At 67.6% G+C, this 16,494-nt stretch carries 20 protein-coding genes; 9 read left to right on the forward strand and 11 right to left on the reverse strand.

Annotated elements, in window-relative coordinates; translation table 11 throughout:
- Nucleotides 1-199: 199 nt before the first annotated feature.
- The gene (gene queA, locus AC1RSI_RS13755) at nt 200-1,312 is read right to left on the reverse strand and encodes a tRNA preQ1(34) S-adenosylmethionine ribosyltransferase-isomerase QueA (RefSeq protein WP_154726736.1); all 1,113 of its coding nucleotides are present in this window, start codon (nt 1,310-1,312) and stop codon (nt 200-202) included.
- 83 nt (nt 1,313-1,395) lie between these two features.
- On the opposite strand from queA, the gene AC1RSI_RS13760 reads away from it, so the two are divergent.
- From AC1RSI_RS13760 to AC1RSI_RS13770, 3 genes are all read left to right on the forward strand, one after another.
- On the forward strand, nt 1,396-1,863 hold the full coding sequence (locus AC1RSI_RS13760) for a hypothetical protein (protein ID WP_154726726.1): 468 nt from the start codon (nt 1,396-1,398) through the stop codon (nt 1,861-1,863).
- 198 nt (nt 1,864-2,061) lie between these two features.
- Complete coding sequence (locus tag AC1RSI_RS13765; protein WP_154726727.1) at nt 2,062-3,732, forward strand: lysine--tRNA ligase; 1,671 nt, start codon at nt 2,062-2,064, stop codon at nt 3,730-3,732.
- A gap of 149 nt (nt 3,733-3,881) precedes the next feature.
- Entirely contained in the window at nt 3,882-4,352 is a 471-nt protein-coding gene (locus AC1RSI_RS13770; protein WP_035309269.1) for an SH3 domain-containing protein, read from the forward strand.
- Nucleotides 4,353-4,483: 131 nt separating this feature from the next.
- Here the strand turns inward: AC1RSI_RS13770 and AC1RSI_RS13775 are convergent, their stop codons facing one another.
- The 5 genes from AC1RSI_RS13775 to AC1RSI_RS13795 all read right to left on the reverse strand — a co-directional run bounded on the left by AC1RSI_RS13775 (nt 4,484) and on the right by AC1RSI_RS13795 (nt 7,076).
- Nucleotides 4,484-5,119: a S24 family peptidase gene (locus AC1RSI_RS13775; RefSeq protein ID WP_154726728.1), complete on the reverse strand. Its 636-nt coding sequence runs from the start codon at nt 5,117-5,119 to the stop codon at nt 4,484-4,486.
- Nucleotides 5,120-5,161: 42 nt separating this feature from the next.
- Entirely contained in the window at nt 5,162-5,647 is a 486-nt protein-coding gene (locus tag AC1RSI_RS13780) for a hypothetical protein (RefSeq protein ID WP_230307710.1), read from the reverse strand.
- A 51-nt stretch (nt 5,648-5,698) separates the two neighbouring features.
- The gene (locus AC1RSI_RS13785) at nt 5,699-6,052 is read right to left on the reverse strand and encodes a hypothetical protein (protein WP_154726729.1); all 354 of its coding nucleotides are present in this window, start codon (nt 6,050-6,052) and stop codon (nt 5,699-5,701) included.
- A 164-nt stretch (nt 6,053-6,216) separates the two neighbouring features.
- Complete coding sequence (locus AC1RSI_RS13790) at nt 6,217-6,609, reverse strand: PaaI family thioesterase (protein ID WP_154726730.1); 393 nt, start codon at nt 6,607-6,609, stop codon at nt 6,217-6,219.
- Nucleotides 6,606-7,076, reverse strand: coding sequence for a PaaI family thioesterase (locus AC1RSI_RS13795; RefSeq protein ID WP_154726731.1), 471 nt, complete (start codon nt 7,074-7,076; stop codon nt 6,606-6,608). Before AC1RSI_RS13795 ends, AC1RSI_RS13790 begins: the two co-directional genes overlap by 4 nt.
- 80 nt (nt 7,077-7,156) lie before the next feature.
- Here AC1RSI_RS13795 and AC1RSI_RS13800 point away from each other — a divergent pair, with 80 nt between their 5' ends.
- A complete protein-coding gene (locus AC1RSI_RS13800; RefSeq protein WP_154726738.1) occupies nt 7,157-8,188 on the forward strand; it encodes a ligase-associated DNA damage response exonuclease in 1,032 nt (343 codons plus the stop codon).
- A gap of 18 nt (nt 8,189-8,206) precedes the next feature.
- Here the strand turns inward: AC1RSI_RS13800 and AC1RSI_RS13805 are convergent, their stop codons facing one another.
- A complete protein-coding gene (locus AC1RSI_RS13805) occupies nt 8,207-9,859 on the reverse strand; it encodes a response regulator (RefSeq protein WP_154726732.1) in 1,653 nt (550 codons plus the stop codon).
- Between the two features lie 222 nt (nt 9,860-10,081).
- On the opposite strand from AC1RSI_RS13805, the gene queC reads away from it, so the two are divergent.
- From queC to AC1RSI_RS13820, 3 genes are read left to right on the forward strand one after another with little or no spacing between them, the layout of a single operon-like run.
- Nucleotides 10,082-10,813 (forward strand): 7-cyano-7-deazaguanine synthase QueC, encoded by a 732-nt coding sequence (queC, locus tag AC1RSI_RS13810; RefSeq protein WP_154726733.1) that lies wholly within the window; start codon nt 10,082-10,084, stop codon nt 10,811-10,813.
- Nucleotides 10,810-11,445, forward strand: a complete 636-nt coding sequence (gene queE, locus AC1RSI_RS13815) for a 7-carboxy-7-deazaguanine synthase (protein ID WP_008260496.1) — start codon at nt 10,810-10,812, stop codon at nt 11,443-11,445. The genes queC and queE overlap by 4 nt, the downstream gene beginning before the upstream one ends.
- Nucleotides 11,445-11,813 (forward strand): 6-pyruvoyl trahydropterin synthase family protein, encoded by a 369-nt coding sequence (locus tag AC1RSI_RS13820; RefSeq protein ID WP_154726734.1) that lies wholly within the window; start codon nt 11,445-11,447, stop codon nt 11,811-11,813. Before queE ends, AC1RSI_RS13820 begins: the two co-directional genes overlap by 1 nt.
- On the opposite strand, the gene AC1RSI_RS13825 is transcribed toward AC1RSI_RS13820, so the two are convergent.
- The 3 genes from AC1RSI_RS13825 to AC1RSI_RS13835 form a co-directional block, all read right to left on the reverse strand.
- Complete coding sequence (locus tag AC1RSI_RS13825) at nt 11,810-12,502, reverse strand: alpha/beta fold hydrolase (RefSeq protein WP_035309251.1); 693 nt, start codon at nt 12,500-12,502, stop codon at nt 11,810-11,812. The genes AC1RSI_RS13820 and AC1RSI_RS13825 overlap by 4 nt on opposite strands.
- A gap of 61 nt (nt 12,503-12,563) precedes the next feature.
- Complete coding sequence (locus tag AC1RSI_RS13830) at nt 12,564-12,830, reverse strand: hypothetical protein (RefSeq protein ID WP_035309249.1); 267 nt, start codon at nt 12,828-12,830, stop codon at nt 12,564-12,566.
- Between the two features lie 67 nt (nt 12,831-12,897).
- Entirely contained in the window at nt 12,898-13,755 is an 858-nt protein-coding gene (locus AC1RSI_RS13835; protein ID WP_008259201.1) for an acyl-CoA thioesterase, read from the reverse strand.
- Nucleotides 13,756-13,968: 213 nt separating this feature from the next.
- Here AC1RSI_RS13835 and AC1RSI_RS13840 point away from each other — a divergent pair, with 213 nt between their 5' ends.
- Together AC1RSI_RS13840 and AC1RSI_RS13845 are read left to right on the forward strand one after the other, a co-directional pair.
- A complete protein-coding gene (locus tag AC1RSI_RS13840; protein WP_035309245.1) occupies nt 13,969-14,460 on the forward strand; it encodes a winged helix-turn-helix transcriptional regulator in 492 nt (163 codons plus the stop codon).
- 10 nt (nt 14,461-14,470) lie between these two features.
- A complete protein-coding gene (locus AC1RSI_RS13845; RefSeq protein WP_154727025.1) occupies nt 14,471-15,097 on the forward strand; it encodes a hypothetical protein in 627 nt (208 codons plus the stop codon).
- Nucleotides 15,098-15,146: 49 nt separating this feature from the next.
- Here AC1RSI_RS13845 and AC1RSI_RS13850 read toward each other — a convergent pair whose 3' ends face one another.
- The gene (locus AC1RSI_RS13850) at nt 15,147-16,364 is read right to left on the reverse strand and encodes an RtcB family protein (RefSeq protein WP_154727024.1); all 1,218 of its coding nucleotides are present in this window, start codon (nt 16,362-16,364) and stop codon (nt 15,147-15,149) included.
- Nucleotides 16,365-16,494 lie beyond the last annotated feature (130 nt).

Genomic DNA, 16,494 nt, shown 5'->3' on the forward strand with positions numbered 1-16,494 from the left:
GGGGGAGGAATGGGATGACGGAGATCCTCCCCCCTTGGGGGAGGTGGCGCGGCGCAGAGCGCCGTGACGGAGGGGGCGCTTCTGACGATGGTGATGACCCTGCTGGCTTCTGACACCGAGTCGCCCCCTCCTGGCGCTCGCTGACGCGATCGCCTGTCCTCCCCGTTCGCCTGCGCGAACGGGGAGGTGAGCTTGGCGGTCAGGCGTGGTTTTCGGCCCCCCGGAACAGCAAGGAGCCGTCGCCGTAGGAGTAGAACCGGTACCCGTCGGCGATGGCGTGGGCGTAGGCGGTCTTCATCGCAGCCCGGCCGGCGAAGGCGCTGACCAGCATGAAGAGGGTGGATTTGGGCAGGTGGAAATTGGTCATCAGCACGTCCACGGCGCGGAAACGGTAGCCGGGGGTGATGAAGATGGCGGTGTCGCCGTGGAAGGGGCGGATCTCGCCGGCCTCGGTCGTGGCGGATTCCAGCAGGCGCAGCGAGGTGGTGCCGACGCAGATGATGCGGCCGCCGGCGGCGTGGACGGCGTTCAGGGCGGCGGCGGTCTCGGGCGAGACCTCGCCCCATTCGCTGTGCATCCTGTGGTCGGCTAGGTCGTCGGCCTTGACCGGCAGGAAGGTGCCGGCGCCGACGTGCAGGGTGACGGCGTGGGTCGAGACGCCCCTGGCCCGGATCGCCTCGAGCAGGGCGGGGGTGAAGTGCAGGCCCGCCGTGGGGGCGGCGACCGAGCCGTCGTGCTCGGCGAAGACGGTCTGATAGTCCGATCGGTCGCGGTCGTCCTCAGGCCGTTTGGCGGCGATATAGGGAGGCAGGGGCATGACCCCGACGGCGCGGATGGCGTCGTCCAGGGCCGGGCCGGACAGGTCGAACTTCAGGGTGATCAGGCCGTCTTCGCCCTTGTCGGCGACGGTGGCGTCGAGGCGGCCCAGATCGCAGGCGGCGTCGGCTTCCTGTCCGAAGCGGATGCGGTCGCCGGGCTTGATGCGTTTGCCGGGCTTCATGAAGGCGGACCAGACGTCGGGGGCGTCGCGGTGGTGCAGGGTGGCCTCGACCGCGACGGTTAGGGTGTCGCCGTCCGGCCCGGGACTGGGGTTGGGGCGGATGCGGACGCCCGACAGACGGGCGGGGATGACGCGGGTGTCGTTGAACACCAGGGCGTCGCCGGGCCTCAGGAAGTCGGGCAGGTCGCGGATGATGCGGTCGTCCAGGGCGCCGTCCTTGACCACCAGCAGCCGGGCGGAATCGCGCGGATCGGCGGGGCGCAGGGCGATGCGGTCCTCGGGCAGGTCGAAGTCGAAATCGGCGGTCTTCATCGGCGGGGCAAAGGCCATGCCGGGCGCGGGGGGTCAAGTGCGGCGGCCGGTGAACCTCCGCGCGCCTGCGGGGTTGATGGGGTATGAAAGCCCTCGCCCTCCTTCCCTCCGTCCTCATCGGCGCCGTCGCCAGCGCCCGGTCCATGACGCCCATGGCGGCCCTTGCAGGGGCGCGGCTGGCGCACCGGGAGACGCCGGGGCGGCTGGTGCTGCTGGATCATCCGCTGTTCAAGTTCGGCGGTCTGGCCATGGGCGTGGGCGAGCTGTTCGGCGACAAGATGAAGTCGGCGCCGGACCGGACGGTGTTCCTGGGCCTGCTGGCGCGGGTGATGAGCGCGGGGATCGCGGGCTCGGCCCTGGCGCCGCGCGGGCGCGAGAAGCTGGGGGCGGCGCTTGCGGTGGGGACGGCCGTGCCCCTGGCCTATCTGACGCTGCGGGGACGCAAGACGGCGATGAAGCGGATCGGGCAGACGAAGAGCGGGCTGATCGAGGATGCGATCATCGTGGCGGCCGGGGCGGCGGTGGTGAGTTGGGCGGTGGGACGGCAATGACCCTGAACCCGTCACCCTCGGGCTTGTCCCGAGGGCCCACGGCGGACACGGGCTGGAACGCGACCGCACTAACGACCTGCCAACCGTCATCGTTCGAATTTCGCGGACAGGTGGGCCCTCGGGACAAGCCCGAGGGTGACGGAGCGGGTGGAAGGATAGGCGGTTGACCCGGCGGTTTGCAGACTGCAAACCGCCGCCATGCTTCAGAACCTCGAAATCCTCGCCCGTGAGGCCAAGTCCTGGCCGTTCGAACAAGCCCGCAATCTGCTGGCCCATGTTCTGAAAAAGCGGCTGGGCGAGAGCGAGCGGGCCGAGGCGCGGGCGCTGATCGATGCGGGCAAGGCCGACGAGGCCCTGGCCAAGTTCGAGGCCCTGCGCCGGCCTGTGGTGCTGGAGACGGGATACGGGCCGTCGGGCCTGCCGCACATGGGCACCTTCGGCGAAGTGGCGCGGACCACCATGGTGCGCAACGCCTTCCGGGCCCTGACCGGCGACCACTGGCGCACGCGACTGATCGCCTTCAGCGACGACATGGACGGCCTCAGGAAGGTGCCGGAAGGCGTGCCGAACCCGGAGATGCTGCGCGAGGACCTGAACCTGTCGCTGACCCGGGTGCGGGATCCGTTCGGGACGCACGACAGTTTCGGGGCGCACAATAATGCGCGGCTGCGGGCGTTCCTGGACGGGTTCGGCTTCGACTATGAGTTCATGAGTTCGACCGAGACCTACAAGTCCGGCGTGTTCGACGCGACGCTGCTGACCCTGCTGGAGCGGTTCGACGCGGTCATGGCCATCATGCTGCCGACCCTGGGCGAAGAGCGGCGGGCGACCTATTCGCCCTTCCTGCCGGTCAGCCCGATCTCGGGCCATGTGCTGCAGGTGCCGACGCTGGAGCGGAACGTCGAGAAGGGGACTATCGTCTTTGACGACCCGGCGGGCGGACGCACCGAACTGCCGGTCACGGGCGGCCATGTGAAGCTGCAATGGAAGCCGGACTGGGCCATGCGCTGGGTCGCGCTGGACGTCGATTACGAGATGTCGGGAAAGGACCTGATCGAGAGCGTGCGCGAGAGCGGCAAGATCTGTCGCGCCCTGGGCGGCACGCCGCCGGAAGGGTTCAACTATGAACTGTTCCTGGATATCGAAGGCAAGAAGATCTCCAAGTCCAAGGGCAACGGCCTGACGATGGACGAGTGGCTGCGCTACGGCACGCCGGAGAGCCTGAGCTGGTACATGTTCCAGTCCCCGAAGTCGGCCAAGAGCCTGCACTTCAACGTCATTCCGCGCGCCATCGACGACTATCTGGCCTTCATCGAAAGCTACAAGACCCAGGAGCCGGCCAAGCGGATCGACAACGCGGTCTGGTCGATCCATGCGGGGAACCCGCCGACCCACACGTCGCCGGTGTCGTTCGCCCTGCTGCTGAACCTGGTGGGGGTGGCCAACGCCTCGACCAAGGACCAGCTGTGGGCCTATTTCGCCAAATATCTGCCCGACGCGACGCCGCAGAACGAGCCGCTGCTGGACCAACTGATGGACCGGGCGCTGAACTATTACGAGGACTTCGTGAAGCCCTCGAAGGCGTATCGCCTGCCGGACGACAAGGAGAAGGCGGCGCTGCTGGACCTGGCGGAACGGCTGAAGGCCCTGCCGGCGGATACGACCGATGGCGAGCTGATCCAGAACGAGGTCTATGCGGTGGGCAAGGCGCATGAGTTCGAGCCGCTGAGGGCCTGGTTCGGGGCGCTGTACGAGGTGCTGCTGGGCGCAAGCCAGGGGCCTCGCTTCGGCTCGTTCGCGGCCATCTACGGCCTGCCGCAGACCATCGCCCTGATCGAGGCGGGGGCGAACGGGCGTCTGGCGGACTAACCAGATCGGCCTTGGCGCGAGCCGCTCTCGGGGGGGGGGGGGCGGCGTCGATGAAGATGAACGGAAAATAACGGCGAAGCTCCGGGAGCCTTCAGGTTCGGCCGGGCATTGTCTCCTCATCGGCAAGCCCGATGACAGGAGATAGAGTTATGTCGAGCAAGTTTCTGAAGACGGGTCTGGCCACGGCTGCGGCGCTGGCCGCCCTGGTGACCGTCGCCCCCATGGCCGCCCAGGCCCAGGCCAATGGCGTGACCAACTGCGACGCCCCCGGCGGCCGTCAACGCGTGGGCGCCCTGATCGGCGCGGTCGTCGGCGGCGTGGTCGGCTCGAACCTGGCGCGCAACGAGCGCACGGCCGGGACCGTGGTCGGCGCCGGCGCCGGCGCGGCGGCCGGCTCCTATATCGGCTGCAACCAGCAGCGCACCCGCGCCGCGGCCCAGGCCAACGCCAACACCTATCGCGCCGGCACGAACCTGCGCATCCGCAGCGGCCCCGGCACCGGCTTCCGCCAGGCGGGCAGCCTGTCGGCCGGCCAACAGTTCACGGCCGTCGCCTCGCAAGGCGACTGGATCCAGATCGCCGGCGGCGGTTGGGTCAATGCGAATTACGTGACCCGCTAAGGGTCGCTTGCGGAAAGACTGTTTTCGGCGGCGGGCTGCTTACGCCCCGTCCGGTTCCGCCGCCGGGACAGTCGAAGGCTCACGGTTCGCCGTTTGAGCCTGGCCCCGTCCGGTTCGCCGGGCGGGGCTTTCTATTGGCTGACCCACAGGATGCGGACCATCCATTCGATCTCGCGCCGGGGCACGATCCGGGGCGGATAGTCGGGGTTGATCGAGGACAGGGTGGCGGCGCGGGCGGTCAGGCCGGTCAGCTCCTTGGCCACCACCTCGCCCGAGGTCAGGCGGACCACGACCCGGTCGCCGCGCCGCACGGCGGGGTCGCCGCGATCCACGATCACCCGGTCGCCCTCGCGGTACAGGGGCGACATGGAATCCCCGCTGATCCGCAGGCTGAAGGTGGTGGCGTTGACCTGGGGCAGTTCGGTCTGATCCCAGCCGTCGCCGACCGGCAGGCCTGCATCGTCGAAGAAACCGTCCAGACCGGCGCGGGCCAGGCCCAGAAGGGGCACGGTCGCCTGGGTCGGCGCCGCGTCGTCCGCCAGGGCCGCGAACTCTGCCAGGGAGACGCCGGTCGCCTGAAGGATCAGGGTCATGCTCTCGGTCGAGGGCCAACGCGGACGCGGCGGATCGCCGGCGCCGAACCGTTTGGACGGATTGAAACTGGTCGCATCCAAGCCCGCCCGGCGCGCCAGCCCCGACGGCGACAAGCCCTCGCGCCGCGCCAGGGCGTCCACGGCCTTCCAAAGCTTTGCGTGTGACAGGGGCATGGGCTTCCCGCGACTGAGTCGGAGGAAGTTTAGGGGATAGATTTAGGAATTTCTACCTAGCGCAAACTCGGCCTCAGCCTTGCGCTCTTGCCAGGCCCAGAAGGTGCCGACGCCGATGCAGATGATGATGAGGTAACCGATCAAGTTCATCACTGTGTAGAGAGACGCTATGGGGATCGTCTTCGTCGTCAGGATCATGATGTGAGCCATGACGGTAATCAGCTGCAGGCCGGCCACCCACACGGGCCAGGATTGGGGCGCCCGCCAGGCTAAAGCGGCAAAGACCATGAGCGATATCGCATCGATGAGAAACATCCCGATCGGCAAGCCGCGAAAGCCGTCATTCTGCTGAACCAGCAGTGATCCGAACCACGCGAAAATTAAGTATCCCGCGCCGATCTTTTCCCGGGTCCCGCCCTTGATGAAGGCGAAAACGGCCATCCCGACCATGAAGATCGCGCCCACGATCGCATAAACGATGTTGAGCATAGCAAATCGCCCCCGCGCTGTGTGCACGGGGACGATCATGACCCAATTCTAGTTAAGCGGAAATGTCAGTCCGCTAAGCTTACCAAGAATTCACCCGACCGAACGAAGGTGGCCGGTCGGCCTGACGACCGGCTTCGGGTCAAGCCAGTCGTCAGGCTTGGCGACAGGACCGATAGCGTAGGTGCCGAAGCCTAGACGACGATGGTCCTTCTGGAGTTCCGCGTGGCAGGCGACGATGGACTCGCGAGCGGCGGCGAGGGCGGCGATGGTTTCCATGGCCTTGGCCTGCGACGCCGTGGCGGCGACGGGCGAAAGGGACAGGGCGGCGCGAGCGCCGATGAAGGATTGAACCAGCGTCGTCGCCTGGGTGATGGCGGCGTCAATCGCGTGTTCGGTCGCGTGGAGATCGCCGGCGACGCTGGCGATGACTTCGGTCCGTTCCATAGAAAGCCCCTAAAACAAGGTTTACAAGAGATGTAAGCTTAACATGGATTAACCTTGCTTGGTAGAGTCTTGTTAACCGTGATGATCGTGCGCGTCTTCAGCGCCGATTGTTCGACGAACAGGATGTCATTTCTGTTTTTGCCCGCCCGAAGCCGCTGAAAGGCCTAGGGATTGTCCAGCAGGAAATGGGCGGTCAGGGAGGCGATGGGCTGGTTGCGCGCCTCCTGCCAAGCTTCGGCCTGGACGTGGGCGACGCGGCGGCCGGCGCGGCTGATGCTGGCGCGGGCGAAGACATCGACGGGCCGGCCGGTGCGCAAATAGGCCAACGTGACATTGATCGGCCGCGGCAGGCGCGGGCTGGGGAAGGCCAGCGCCACCTGGGCCATGGCCGTCATTTCCAGCAGGGCCGCGGTCGAGCCTCCGTGCAGGGCCGGCAGCATGGGATTGCCGATCAGCCGGTCGGCGAAGGGCAGGATGACGGTGATCTCGTCTCCGCTGACCAGGGTCTGAAGGTTCAGGAAGCGGGCGTAGGGGATGCGTTCGAGAAGGTCGCTCATGCGTTGGCCTCCCGGCCGGGGGCCGCCTCTTCCCGGACGGGGCGCGCGCGGTTCAGCACATAGGCGGATTGGGCCGCCGCGACCGGGTCGGACGGGTCTTCCTCAAAGGCCCAGGCCCGGACGAAGGCGATGGTCGGCGTCAGTCGGAAGCATTTCGCCTGGGCCAACAGGTCCACGCGCGGGTGGGCGGCGCGCATATAGTCCACCCGCAGGTCCAGGGTGGCGATGGGCTGAAACTCGGCCATAGCCGTCCAGACCGCCAGGCCGCCGATATGGTCCAGCAGGGTGGTCACGAGGCCGCCGGCCAGGACGCCCGTGTCGGGATCGCCGACCAGATCGGCCCGCCAGGGCACGCGGATGCGCGGATCGCCGTCATGCAGGCCGTCGAAGACGAAGCCCAGCGCCCCGGTGTGGGCGGATCCCGCCGCCAGCTGGGGCAGGATGGTGTCGACGAAACTGTCGTGCATGCGAACGGACGCCCGTGAAGCCGATGATCGTCTCCTGTATGGAGCGGAGCCCCGACGGCGTCGAGAGCGTTACGATGGCCATGATCCGCCCCGAAGACCTGCTGCACCCCACGCCCGCCGGCCTGTATTGCCCGCCCGGCGACTTCTACATCGACCCGGTGCGGCCGGTGGATCGGGCGGTGATCACCCACGGCCATTCTGACCACGCGCGGGCCGGGCATGGCGTGGTGCTGGCCACATGCCAGACCCTGGCCATCATGGCCGAACGCTACGGCGCCGATTTCGCGGGGCGGGAGCAGGCGGTCGAATACGGCGAGGCCTCCGCGATCAACGGCGTCGATCTGCGTCTGGTCCCGGCGGGCCATGTGCTGGGCTCGGCCCAGGTCGAGGTGAAGTGGAAGGGCCTGACCATGGTGGTGTCGGGCGATTACAAGCGGCGGCGCGACCCGACCTGCCCGGCCTTCGAACCCGTTCCCTGTCATGTCTTTATCTCGGAGGCGACCTTCGGCCTGCCGGTGTTTCGTCATCCGCCGGCCGAGGAGGAGATCGGACGGCTGGTCCGATCGCTGGGTCAGTTTCCGGAGCGCGCCCATCTGGTCGGCGCCTACGCCCTGGGCAAGGCGCAGCGGATCATCGTGTCCTTGCGAGAGGCGGGATGGGACCGCCCCATCTATGTGCATGGCGCGATGGAGCGGCTGAACGCCCTGTATGAGCGCGAGGGGGTCGAACTGGGGTCGATCCTGCCGGCGCGCGGCCTGCCCAAGGGGGCGCTGGGCGGGGAGGTGGTGATCGCGCCGCCGTCGGCGATCCAGGACCGGTGGTCGCGCAGTTTCGCCGATCCGGTGACGGTTTTCGCCTCGGGCTGGATGGGGGTGCGGGCGCGGGCGCGACAGCGCGGCGTGGAGCTGCCGCTGGTGGTGTCGGACCACGCCGACTGGGGCGAACTGGTCGCCACCTTCGAGGAGCTGAAGCCCGAAGAGGTCTGGATCACCCACGGCCGCGAGGAGGGTCTGCTGCGATGGGCCGAGCTGAACGGCCAGAAGGCGCGGGCGCTGCGTCTCGTCGGCTATGACGAGGAAGATGAGGAGGCGCTGGAGGTCCGGCCCGATTGAAGCCGGACCTGAAATCCGTCAGGCGCGGCGGGCGGCGCGGCGCTTCGGAGCGCGGGTGTCGGCGCCGTCGTCATCATCATCGGCAGCGGCGGCCTGCACCGTCGACAGGGCGGCGTTCATCGCCATGCGCAAGCGTTCGGGCTTGATCGGCTTCTCGACCACGGCGGCCATGCCGATGGACAGATAGTGTTTGGCGTCTTCCGGATCGGCGTTGGCGGTCAGGGCGACGATGGGAATGCGGCTGACGGGGCCGGTCAGGGCGCGAATGGCCTGGGTGGCCTGGACGCCGTCCATGCGCGGCATCTTGATGTCCATCAGGATCAGGTCGTACCGGTTGTCCTGCACGGCCTGCACGGCTTCGAGCCCGTCCTCGGCCAGTTCGGAACTGCAGCCGAACATTTCGCACAGGGCCTGGGCCACGACGCGATTGGTGGCGTTGTCGTCGACGATCAGGATGTGCGGGGTGGACTGTAGGTTCAGCTCCGACAGGTCCGACACGTTCGACGGGGTCTCGACCTCGACCAAGGCGCGGCGCGCGGTCATGTCGAAGGCGAAGGTGGCGCCGCGCCCCTGGTTGTTCTCGGCCCAGATGCGCCCGCCCATACGGTCGACCACCTGCCGACAGATCGACAGGCCCAGGCCGGCGCCGTCAGGACCCGAGCCGTGAACAAAGGGCTCGAAGATGGAATCGACGCGGTCTGCGTCCACGCCGGGGCCGTCGTCGCGGACGCGGGCCTGCATGCGGATCTGATCGCCGTCGACCCAGGCCTTGAGCCTGGCCTCGACCATGCCGTTGCGCGCGAATTTCAGGGCGTTGCCGATCAGGTTGTTGAACACCTGTTTCAACCGCACGCCGTCGATGACGGCCGCCAGTTCGGTGTCGCCTTCATAGCCGACCATCAGGGTCACCCCGTCCTGGGACGCGCGCGGCTCCCACAGGGACTGGACGTCGTCCATCACGGCGCGAAGGGGGGTGGGGACGGGGTTCAGCTCAAGCTCGCCCGCCTCGGCCTTGGACAGATCGACCGCGTCCTGAAGGATTCGCAGCAGGCTTTCGGAGGAATCGACGATGGTCTGGACGTGGGCCTGGGCCGCCTCGTTCAGGGGTTGGCGGCGCAGCAGTTCGGCCACGGCCAGCACGCCGTTCATCGGGGTGCGCAGCTCATGGCTCATGATGGCCAGGAACTGGCTCTTGGCGCGGGCGGAGGCGATGGCCTGGGCGCGGGTGTCGTTGAGGATGGCGGCCTGATCGGCCATCTTGGCGTCGTATTCGCGCTGGCGGTCGGTGGCCGCCTTGAGCAGGGTCGCCGCTGTGCCCACCCCGTGATAGCGGCCGTTCCTGGTGACGATGAAGCCGCGCAGAAGGGCGGCGGGACCGCCCCGCGACATGATGTCGGAGAAGGCGTCGATCCGGGTGCCGCCTTCGACGACCGCAGGTTCGGCGTCCATGGCGAAACTGATGGGGCGGGTGTCGTAAAGGGCGTGGCCGAAGCGGCCGGCGATTTTCTGAAGGAAGGCGGTGCGTTCGACCAGACCCACGGGACGGTCATTTTCGACAACCGGGATGACCAGAGTGTCAGGCTCGCGCTCGAAACGCGCAAGCACTTCGCAGCCGAGCGTGGACGGGGCGATGGGCTCGGGCCGCTCTGAAAGGGTCTCAATGGTCGGCATACTGCCTGGAACTCCTTACTCGGTGACAATCTGGACCGGTAGCGCTTGCGGATTAGTTAAGCTGGATCAAAAAGTTTCGCGGATGACATGCGGTGTCATCTTCGGACCGGCGAACCGGATTTTGCGCCGCTGGCCGCTCTGGTGTAGAAGGCCGCCCCGACCCATATGGGTCCCCATCCCTTTGTGCATGCGCGCGGCCGACCGGCCGACCGCAGATTCGTCATGAGCGTCATCCTGGAAAAGCCCCTCACATCGGCCCTGGTCCTGTTCTCCGGCGGGCAGGACAGCGCGACCTGTCTGGCCTGGGCGCTGGAGCGGTTCGACCGGGTCGAGACGGTCGGCTTCGACTATGGCCAGCGTCATCTGGTCGAGATGGAGGCGCGCCAGGCCGTGCGCGCCGGCATGGGGGCGGCCCTGCCGCAGTACGCCGACCGGCTGGGCGACGACCATGTGGTGGATCTGACCGGCTATGGCCGGATCGCCGAGAGCGCCCTGACCGCCGACCGCAAGATCGAGATGGACGCGCGCGGCCTGCCGACGACCTTCGTGCCGGGGCGCAATCTGATCTTCCTGGTGGCTGCTGCGGCCCTGGCGGATCGGCGCGGGCTGGAGGTGCTGGTCGGCGGCATGTGCGAGACGGACTATTCCGGCTATCCCGACTGTCGCCACGAGACGATGGAGGCCATGGCGCGCGCCCTGTCTCTGGGGCTGGACAAGCCGGTGGTGATCGACACCCCGCTGATGTGGCTGACCAAGGGGCAGACCTGGGCGCTGGCCGAGCGGATCGGCGGCGAGGCTCTGGTCGAACTGATCATCGAGGACAGCCATACCTGCTATCAGGGCGACCGGACGCATCGGCACGCCTGGGGCTATGGCTGCGGCGAATGCCCGGCCTGCGAACTGCGCGCGGCGGGGTATGAAGACTGGGTCGCGTCCCAGGGCGTCGAGACGTGACCTATTCAGCCAAGGAAGTCTTTCTGACGGTGCAGGGCGAGGGCGGACAGGCGGGCCGGCCGGCCGTCTTCCTGCGCTTCGCCGGCTGCAATCTGTGGAGCGGGCGCGAGCAGGATCGGGCGAGCGCCGTCTGCAGCTTCTGTGACACGGATTTCGTCGGGACGGACGGCGACGGGGGCGGCAAGTTCGCCACGGCGGACCTGCTGGCCGACCATGTCGCGGCGATGTGGCGGGGGCGGGCGGGGGACCCGAAACTGGTGGTTTGCACCGGCGGCGAGCCCCTGTTGCAGCTGGACCCGCCGCTGATCGCGGCCCTGCACGCGCGGGACTTTGAGATCGCCATCGAGAGCAACGGCACCCTGGCGGCGCCGGACGGGATCGACTGGATCTGCGTCAGTCCCAAGGCGGACGCCGATCTGATCCAGGTCAAGGGCCAGGAGCTGAAGCTGGTCTATCCGCAGGCCAAGGCCCTGCCGGACCGGTTCGAACACCTCGCGTTCGAGCGGTTCTGGCTGCAGCCCATGGACGGCCCCGACCAGGCGGAGAACACCGCCGCCGCCATCGAATACTGCCTGACCCATCCCCAGTGGCGCCTGAGCGTCCAGACCCACAAGTATATCGGCGTCCGCTAATGCCCGTTTTCGAAATCACCAAACAGGCGACCTTCGACGCCGCCCACCATTTCCCCAACGAACCCGAGGGCAGCATCTATCGCCGCGTCCACGGCCATTCCTTCACGGTCGAGGCCACGATCCGCTCCGAGACTCTGGACGCCGAACACAACTGGGTCGCCGACCTGGGGGCGTTGGACCGGGCGCTGAAGGCGGCGGCGGAACAGCTGGACCACGGCATGCTGAACGAGCACGAGGGGCTGGAGCTGCCCAGCCTGGAGAATCTGTGCCTGTGGTTCGTCAAGACGCTGAAGCCGGACTGGCCGGGGCTGTGCCGGGTGCAGGTGGCGCGGCCGACGATCAATGAGCGGTGCGTGCTGAGTCTTTAGACGTTCAGCCACTCCGCCAGCGCCGCATTGACCGTCTCGGGCTGTTCCAGCGTCGAGGCGTGGCCGCAGTTGGGCACGACGACCAGTCGGGCGTCAGGGATGGCGGCGGCCATTTCTTCGGAACGATCCGGCGGGGTCAGGGCGTCCTTGTCGCCGACCAGGACCAGGGTCGGAACCTTGATGTCGGCCAGGCGCGGGCGCGAGTCGATGCGGCCGATGATGGCGATCTGCTGTCGCACGAAGCCGGCGGCGCCGAGGGCCAGGCCCATGCGGACCTGGAGCTCGATCAGGCGCTGGTCCATGCGATGATCGGGGTGCAGCAGGTTGGGCGCGATCTGGTGCAGCACGGCTTCCAGCTCGCCGGCCTCGACGCGGGCGATCAGGGCGCGGCGCTGAGTCGACTGTTCGGGCGTGTCGGGGCGGGCGGCGGTGTCGAGCAGGGCGAGTTTCACGACCCGCTCCGGCGCCTGGCGCAGAATCTCCAGCGCCACATAGCCGCCCATCGACAGGCCGCCGAGGGCGAAGCGGGGCGGGGCGTCGCGAAGGATGGCGGCGGCCATCCCGGCGATGGTGTCGCCCTCCAGCGTCGAGGCGATGGTGACCGGGCCGTGCGACCACAGGGCAGGAATCTGCGGCGCGAACAGTTCGGCCGTGCAGACGAGGCCGGGGATCAGGACGGTCGGGGTCATGCCCCGACATTAGCACGGCTTTCTCTCGCCCACTGAAGGGAAGGCGGCTTGCCTCAGCCTGTCAGCAGCTCTTGCCCTGACGCTGCCGTTGTTCGCAGCGACGTTGGTCGCGCTCGTACTCGCGCTGTTCGCGTTCGCGGGTTTCCTCGTCGGAGGTGGTGACGGCGTCGAAGCCGGCGCCGACGACTGCGCCGGTGGCCTTGGCCGTGCCGCCCACGACGGCGGCGGTTCCGCCGACCACGGCGCCGACGACGCAGCCCTGGAGTAGCAGGGCTGCCCCCAGCAGGACGGGGAGTGCGGCGGCGCGCAGGGGGCGGCGGTCGGTCATCGGAGGAGTCTCTCGTGATATGTGGAGCCTACAGCCGAATGGTGAACAGGGCCTGACCGTCGCCGGGTCAGGCCGTGCGTTGGGGGAGCAGTTTGCGCCGCTGTCGCGCGATGGCCAGCGGGGTTCCGTCCGCGCCCCAGGCGGTCGCCTCGTCCACTGTCCAGCCCAGGCCGAGGTCCAGCATCCGGAACTCGAAGAAGGCCCAGCCCTCGGGCGCTGTTTCAGGCGTCGGGTCGGTCAGGATGTCGATGCGCAGATCGACGGTGGTCATGGGCGCGGGCGTGGAGGAGGCGGTCCAGGCCGGGGGATAGAGGGCGTCCAGCAGATAGCAGAGCCCGACCTCGTCCAGCGGCCGTCGGTCGGCCATCCGCATCCAAGTGCGCTCGATCACCGGCTTGCCCCTATTGCCGCCCAGGATGTTGGGGCCGCCGTCGAACCGGTACTCGACGTGCTGGGCGAAGTGTGGCGACATCGGCCCCTGGATGGTGGCGGCGGGGTTCAGGCTGTCCAGCGGGGGCGGCGGCAGATGAAGCGGGGTCAGGGGCGTGGTGTCGCCGTCCAGTCCATAGGTCCCGGTGGCGTGATGGGTCATGCGGCCGTCCTGTTCCGCCTCGACCGCCGCATAGATGACATTGCGGCCGCCGCGCAGCAGGCGCGGACGAAAGGCGACCTGTTCACCGAACCGGGCCGCCGACAGATACTGGACCGACAGGGTGCGCAGCGGCGCGGTCAGGGACAGGCCCCGACGCATTGACTGGGCGCACAGGGCCGCCAGCAGGCCGCCGAAGGGGAAGCCCTTCTCCGGCGCCATGCCGGAAGGGCCGTTGGAGAAATGACCGGGCACGGGCGCCGACAGGCCGCCGTCGTCCAGGGTGTGGAAGGCCAGGGCGGCGTCGAGGGAGATGGGAGTCGTCATATGGGCCATGGGCGCGATCCTGCGTCAGGCGAAGAAGAGGCGGAAGGCTAGTTCTCAAGTTGCGCTACGCTTCGCGACTTGAGCGCAGAGCCCTCCGCCAGTCAAAGGAACAAGGTCGGCGAACCGGGAGGTCCGTCAGTCCGTTGCCAAACAAGACTGACTTAGCGGGTTCGGTTTGGCAACCCTCTTGCCAAGCGGCTGACGCGGGGTCACTTTTGTCGCATGGGACGCACCGCAGACTACAGCCGCCAAAGCTGCTCCATCGCCGCCACGCTGGAGGTGATCGGTGATCCGTGGACCCTGCTGGTCATCCGCGACGCCTTCAACGGGGTGCGCCGGTTCGAACAGTGGCAGGACAATCTGGGCGTGGCGCGCAACGTCCTGGCCGCGCGTCTGAAAAGCCTAGTCCAGCATGGGGTGCTGGAACCGCGCCCCTATTCCGAGCGTCCGCCGCGCAATGAATATGTGCTGACGGCCAAGGGCAAGGATCTGTACGGGGTGCTGGTGACCCTGCACGGCTGGGGCGCCAAACACGTCTATGGCGAGACCGACTGCGGCATCGAAATGGTCCATTCGACCTGCGGCCAGACCCTGACGCCGCGCATCGCCTGCGGCTGCTGCGGCGAGATCGTCAAGCCGAGGGAGATCCTGCTGACGCGCGCGGAGAACCGTCCGACGGTGGGGGATGTGATGCCGAAGGACGAGGCGGCTTAGGGGGGCTCGCTTGCACCGGCCTGCGCTTCTGAACTGGTTTGCTGATCTTCTCGGCGAACCGCCTCGGCGGGTCGCGGGGGGTGATCTCTTGAGGCCGCAGCCTCATGTCGGACCGTTCGCCTATATGACGCGACTTTACGACCCATTGGCCGCCGGCGATCTGAACGGCTGGTTGTCCGGAGCGAACTGTTCTCGCAATGACTACACACGCTTCCTGGAGACCGCCGCCAACGGTCTTAGATTTGTGGGCCTCAATCTCTACGGCGTGATCCACAGTATGGATCGGTCGGTAGGGCCTGGCGCGGGACAGCCTATAAGCATCGACTACGGAAATCTCATCGGAAGACCTGCCGGAATGGATGAGGGGCAGATGGTTATCGGCGGAGCGGTCGGCTGGTCCTCACGCGGAGTTTTTATCATCGACGACGTGGGACGGATTCGATTGACGCATCACGCGGACGCCCACGACATTGCGGCCGAATGGGACAGTCTGGAGGCCATGCTGAAGGCCGAGACCACGCGCATAGCTTCGCTTCTGGATCTGACGGGCGAGCCCCTTTCGACACATACGGCTTTGATGCACCCAGGAGGACGGCGTTGGGAGACCAAAGCGGAGCCGTTGACCGCGGTTCACTAAACTCAGAACGACGAAAGCCGGCCCCACCCTGCGGCGGAACCGGCTCCCGTCATCCCTTGACGCACACCACCTGACGTAGAGTGTGCACGACCTCGATCAGGTCGGTCTGGGCCGCGATGACCGCGTCGATGTCCTTATAGGCCATCGGGGTTTCGTCGATCACCTCGGCGTCCTTGCGGCATTCCACGCCCTCGGTGGCACGGACGTGGTCCTCGATCGTGAAGCGGCGCTTGGCTTCGGTCCGGCTCATGGCCCGACCGGCGCCGTGCGAGCAGGTGCAGAACGAGTCCGCATTGCCCTTGCCGCGCACGATGAAGGACTTCGCCCCCATAGAGCCGGGGATGATGCCCAGTTCGCCGTCCTTGGCCGATACGGCCCCCTTGCGGGTCAGGAAGACGTCCTTGCCGAAATGCTTCTCCTTCGAGACGTAGTTGTGGTGACAGTTCACCGCTTCCTGCGTCGTCTCCAGATCCGGCCAGAAGGCCTTCAGCACCCCGAGCACGCTGTCCATCATCACCTCGCGGTTGGCGCGCGCGTACTTCTGCGCCCACGACACCGCCCGCACATAGTCGACGAAGCCGTCCGTCCCTTCCGGGAAATAGGCCAGGTCCTGGTCGGGCAGGTTGATGTGCCAGCGACGCATCTCGTGCTTGGCCCGTTCGATGAAATAGGTCCCGAACCGGTTGCCCACGCCGCGCGACCCGGAGTGCAGCATCACCCACACGTCGCCCGCTTCGTCGAGGCACAGCTCGATGAAGTGGTTGCCCGTGCCCAGCGTGCCCAGGTGGCCGAAGCCGCGCGGGTGCGCCGCCTTGGGGTGTTTCTCCACCACGGCGTCATAGCCCGCCTTCAGATCGACCCAGCGCGTCACGGCCGAGGCCGGCGGTTCGGCGGCCCAGGCGCCCTTGTCGTTGCGCCCGCCATTGTCTGTCCGACCGTGCGGAACGGCGGCCTCGATGGCGGAGCGGATCGCCGACAGGTCGTCGGGCAGGTGTTCGGCGCGGATCGAGGTCCGCACCGCCATCATGCCGCAGCCGATGTCCACGCCCACGGCGGCCGGGATGATGGCCCCCACGGTCGGGATCACCGACCCCACCGTCGCGCCCATGCCCCAGTGCACGTCCGGCATGACCGCGACGTGTTTGTGAATGAACGGCAGCAAGGCCACGTTCTTCAGCTGTTTCAGCGCCGCATCCTCGATGGGCACCCCTCGGGTCCACGCCTTGATTGGCGCGCCCGAGCCTTCGATCACGTCATAGCCTGACATGGCCGACGTCTCCTTCTCTGTCTGTGATCCTCCCGGACCGGACGGAGAGACGTCGCTTGCGGATACAAGAAACCCCTCCGGCCGGTGGCGGGAGGGGTTGCTGGAAAACCGAAGTCGATGACCGGTCGTT

It is taken from the genome of Brevundimonas sp. GW821-FHT10E09, assembly GCF_058809375.1.